The following is a 4,696-nucleotide window of genomic DNA, read 5'->3' on the forward strand; positions in this document are numbered from 1 at the left end:
GTTCCAATCCGATGAGGTCCATTGCGTTCGCCGACTTCCTCATCGGCTTAGGCATCCTGTTCGTACTGGAAGGCTTGATGTTTGCGGCAAGTCCGAACTGGATGCGCAAGGCCATGAAGAGCGCCATCGCCACGCCGGACAACATTCTGCGGGTGGTCGGGATCGGTTCGGCCGTGGCCGGCCTGATCCTGATCTGGGTGATGCGGCGCCCGATCTAGACCTCGCGCCAACGCCAAAGTGAAGGCAAGGAACCGGTTTTCGCCGTATTATGCGGGTCTTGAGGCCCGTGAAGCTCCGCGCTTGCGCCGTGCCCCCGTTCGAGCGCAGTCTTGGCGCCGAATCCCTTTCTCTGGAGATCGYTATGACCGCTGCCATCATTGCCCCGTCCCGCTTGCGCCATCGTGCGCGACTTGGCGTGAGAATTGGGCTGGCCGCGCTCGCCGTCAGTGCTTTCGGCGCGTTCGGCACGCCGGCTCATGCGCGCGGACCGGAGGGCATCGCCGACGTCGCCGAGAAGGTGATCGACGCGGTCGTCAATATCTCGACCTCGCAGACCGTCGAAGCCAAGGGCGGCGGCAGCAACACCATGCCGCAACTGCCGCCCGGCTCGCCCTTCGAGGAGTTCTTCGACGACTTCTTCAAGAACCGCAGGGGTCCCGGTGGTCCCGGCGGCGGCGGCAAGGGTGGCGACAACGGCCCGCCCCGCAAGACCAACTCGCTCGGCTCCGGCTTCATCATCGACACGTCAGGCGTCGTCGTCACCAACAACCACGTCATTGCGGACGCCGACGAGATCAACGTCATCCTCAACGACGGCACCAAGATCAAGGCCGAGCTGGTCGGCGTCGACAAGAAGACCGACCTCGCCGTATTGAAGTTCAAGCCGACGAAGCCGCTGGTCGCGGTGAAGTTCGGCGACTCCGACAAGCTGCGCCTCGGCGACTGGGTGGTCGCGATCGGTAACCCGTTCAGCTTGGGCGGCACGGTGACGGCCGGTATCGTTTCGGCCAAGAACCGCGACATCTCCTCGGGTCCCTATGACAGCTACATCCAGACCGACGCGGCCATCAACCGCGGCAATTCCGGCGGTCCGCTGTTCAATCTCGATGGCGACGTCATCGGCGTCAACACGCTGATCATCTCGCCCTCCGGCGGCTCGATCGGCATCGGCTTCGCCGTGCCGTCGAAGACGGTCGTGGGTGTCGTCGACCAGCTCCGCCAGTTCGGCGAACTGCGCCGCGGCTGGCTGGGGGTGCGCATCCAGAGCGTCACCGACGAGATCGCCGAGAGCCTCAACATCAAGCCGCCGCGCGGCGCGCTGGTTGCAGGCGTGGATGACAAGGGCCCGGCCAAGCCCGCCGGCATCGAGCCCGGCGACGTCGTCGTCAAGTTCGACGGCAAGGACGTCAAGGATCCGAAGGATCTCTCCCGCGTCGTCGCCGACACGGCGGTCGGCAAGGAAGTCGACGTCATCATCATCCGCAAGGGCGAGGAGCAGACCAAGAAGGTCACGCTCGGCCGCCTCCAGGATCCCGACAAGGTGCAGGCCGCGGTGAAGACCGACGAGCCCCCGCCCGAGAAGCTGGTGACGCAGAAGGCGCTCGGCCTCGATCTTGCCACGCTGAACAAGGACCTGCGCACGCGCTACAAGATCAAGGACAGCGTCAAGGGCGTGGTCGTCACCAATGTCGACGCCAATTCCGATGCTGCCGAGAAGCGCCTGTCCGCCGGCGACGTCATCGTCGAGGTGGCGCAGGAGGCCGTCTCCAGCGGCGCCGACATCCAGAAGCGGGTCGACCAGCTCAAGAAGGACGGCAAGAAATCGGTGCTGTTGCTGGTCTCCAACGCCGACGGCGAGCTGCGGTTTGTTGCGCTGAGCGTGCAGTAAGGGCGGTCGCTCTCCACCGCGTGCTCAACTGTCATGCCCCGCGAAAGCGGGGCATCCAGTACGCCGCGGCTTCTCCGTATACGTCGCTGTCTCTGGAATAACGGATCACCCGCCTTCGCGGGTGATGACGGCGGAGGGGAGGCTAAGCCTCCACAAACTCCTCGCGCCGATATCCCTGCGCATACAGCAGCGCGGTGAGATCGCCATGGTCGATCCGTGCCGCGGCGGCCGCCGCCACCGCCGGCTTGGCGTGATAGGCCACGCCCAGTCCCGCCGCCTGGATCATCGCCAGATCGTTGGCGCCGTCGCCGACCACGACCGAGTCGATGTCGTCGAGATCGAACGACTCCATCAGATCCACCAGCGTCGCGAGCTTGGCCGCGCGGCCCAAAATCGGCTCCTTGACCTCGCCGGTGAACTTGCCGTCGCGCACGATCAGTTCGTTGGCGCGGTTCTCCTGGAAGCCGATCCTGGCGGCGACCGCGCTCGTGAACAGCGTGAAGCCGCCGGAGACGAGGCAGGTATAGGCGCCGTGCGCCCGCATGGTCGCGACCAGCGCGCGGCCGCCCGGGGTCAGCGTGATGCGCTTTTCCAGCACCTCGTCGACGACACTGGCGGGAAGGTCCTTCAGAAGCGCAACACGCTCGCGCAGCGCCGGCTCGAACTCGATCTCGCCGCGCATCGCGCGCTCGGTGATGGCGGCGACATGGGCCTTCATCCCGACGAGATCGGCGAGCTCGTCGATGCATTCCTGGCCGATCATGGTGGAATCCATGTCGGCGAGAAAAAGCTTCTTGCGCCGGGCGCCGGCAGGCTGCACGACGATGTCGATCGGCAGGTCGCCGCGAAGCTCGCGCAACCGCTGTTCGATGGCGTGACGGTCGCCTTCGAGGTTACTGTCGGCGCCGAAGGGAATGTCGACCGCAACCCCGTCGAACAGCCAGTGCGCCGGCGCCGCCTGAGGCAGCACGGCGCGGGCGCCGTCGACGATGGTAGAGTCGAGCGCGGGACTATCGGGATTGCAGATCAGCGTGGCGACGAGGGACATTTGAGGTTTTCGTGAGCGAGGGGCAAGTCGGCAGAAGGCCTATTGGCAAGGCCGTGCTTATCGCAGGCCCGACCGCCAGCGGCAAGTCGGCGCTGGCGCTCGAGCTGGCGCTCGCCACCGGCGGCGTCGTCATCAATGCCGATTCCATGCAGGTCTACCGCGACCTGCGCATCATTACGGCGCGCCCGACACGGGCAGACGAGGCGCTCGTGCCGCATCGCCTCTACGGTCACGTCGATGCCGCCGTGAATTTCTCGGCCGGCGCCTGGGTGAACGATGCGGCGACGGCGCTCGAAGGGGCGAGAGCCGAAGGCCGCCTGCCGATCTTCATCGGCGGTACCGGGCTCTATTTCAAGGCGCTGACCGCGGGCCTCTCGGTGGTGCCGCCGATCCCCGCTGAGGTGCGCGAAGACGTGCGCGCGCGGCTGGAGCGGAACGGTGTCGAGGCGCTGCATGCGGAACTCGCGGCCCGCGATCCGCGTGCGGCCGAGCGATTGAACCTGCGCGACCGCACCCGCATCGCACGCGCGCTCGAAGTGGTCGAGGCGACCGGGCGCTCGCTGCTCGACTGGCACCAGGAGGGGCAGCCGCCGCTGTTGCCGCAGGACAGTTTTCGCGCGGTGTTCCTCGCTCCCGAGCGCGAGGAGCTCTATGCCCGCATCGATGCCCGCTTCGACGCCATGCTCGGCGCCGGCGCCTTGAGGGAGGTCGAGCGCCTCGCCGCCCGAAAGCTCGATCCCTTGCTACCGGCGATGAAGGCCCACGGCGTGCCGGCCCTGATCCGGCATTTGCGCGGTGAGCTCAGCCTGGACGAGGCGGCCACGATCGGCCGCACCGATACCCGCCATTACGCCAAGCGCCAGTACACCTGGTTCCGGCACCAATTGCCGGAGTTCGAATGGGTGAAGCTGGAGGAGGCGAGGGGCTGGCTAGCGGCGACCGTGAACGCGGCGCAGGACCCCGACTGACGTGCTTTTGTGCCGGGTTCCCGAATTTACCCCTCGCCGAACCCCGGGAACACCGCTACACTGCCAAAATCGCGCGGGAACGGCCGCATTGCCTTGACATCCAGGCTTTGGCCGCTATGTTTCGCGCAACCTTTGGGAAGCCGGGCGCCTGCCATGCGTAACATTATTACCAAACTCCTTATCGCCGTCGTACCCAGGCACACCGCCGGGGATGGCTAGCTGCCATCCACATGACAGGCGGTGTGCATGGGCCCTCTTCGGGGCCTTTTTTATTTCCTGAACCCGACACGAACGAAGCCGCTGGCAACAGCGCATCCGGAGCAAGCCAATGACCGACAAGAGCCACGATCCGAACCAGATGACCGGCGCCGCGATGATCGTCCGCGCGCTCATCGATCACGGCGTGACCGACATTTTCGGCTATCCCGGCGGCGCGGTGCTTCCGATCTATGACGAGATCTTCCAGCAGAGCGAGGTCCAGCACATCCTGGTCCGGCACGAGCAGGGCGCGGGCCACGCCGCCGAGGGCTATGCGCGCTCGACCGGCAAGCCGGGCGTTGCGCTGGTGACCTCCGGCCCCGGCGCCACCAACATGGTGACGCCGCTGACCGACGCGCTGATGGACTCGATCCCGCTGGTCTGCATCTCCGGCCAGGTGCCGACGCATCTGATCGGCAACGACGCGTTCCAGGAATGCGACACGGTCGGCATCACGCGTCCCTGCACCAAGCACAACTGGCTGGTGCGCGACGTCAACGATCTCGCGAAAGTGCTGCACGAAGCGTTCTACGT

The 4,696-nt window shown here is 66.1% G+C and carries 5 protein-coding genes; 4 read left to right on the forward strand and 1 reads right to left on the reverse strand.

All coding sequences use genetic code 11. From position 1 onward, the window contains the following. Window positions 1-11 precede the first annotated feature (11 nt). Together AC1D00_RS27570 and AC1D00_RS27575 are read left to right on the forward strand one after the other, a co-directional pair. The gene (locus AC1D00_RS27570; RefSeq protein WP_027529575.1) at window positions 12-218 is read left to right on the forward strand and encodes a DUF2065 domain-containing protein; all 207 of its coding nucleotides are present in this window, start codon (window positions 12-14) and stop codon (window positions 216-218) included. Window positions 219-361: 143 nt separating this feature from the next. Further along, a complete protein-coding gene (locus AC1D00_RS27575) occupies window positions 362-1,888 on the forward strand; it encodes a Do family serine endopeptidase (protein ID WP_135175923.1) in 1,527 nt (508 codons plus the stop codon). Window positions 1,889-2,030: 142 nt separating this feature from the next. On the opposite strand, the gene serB is transcribed toward AC1D00_RS27575, so the two are convergent. Beyond that, window positions 2,031-2,936: a phosphoserine phosphatase SerB gene (gene serB / locus AC1D00_RS27580; RefSeq protein WP_477012825.1), complete on the reverse strand. Its 906-nt coding sequence runs from the start codon at window positions 2,934-2,936 to the stop codon at window positions 2,031-2,033. A gap of 11 nt (window positions 2,937-2,947) precedes the next feature. On the opposite strand from serB, the gene miaA reads away from it, so the two are divergent. Both miaA and AC1D00_RS27590 read left to right on the forward strand, forming a co-directional pair. Next, window positions 2,948-3,904: a tRNA (adenosine(37)-N6)-dimethylallyltransferase MiaA gene (miaA, locus tag AC1D00_RS27585; RefSeq protein WP_477012826.1), complete on the forward strand. Its 957-nt coding sequence runs from the start codon at window positions 2,948-2,950 to the stop codon at window positions 3,902-3,904. Window positions 3,905-4,232: 328 nt separating this feature from the next. Further along, window positions 4,233-4,696 (forward strand): thiamine pyrophosphate-binding protein (locus tag AC1D00_RS27590; RefSeq protein WP_477012827.1); only part of this gene is annotated, 464 nt, incomplete at its 3' end.

Source organism: Bradyrhizobium sp. P2_E8 (assembly GCF_056403875.1).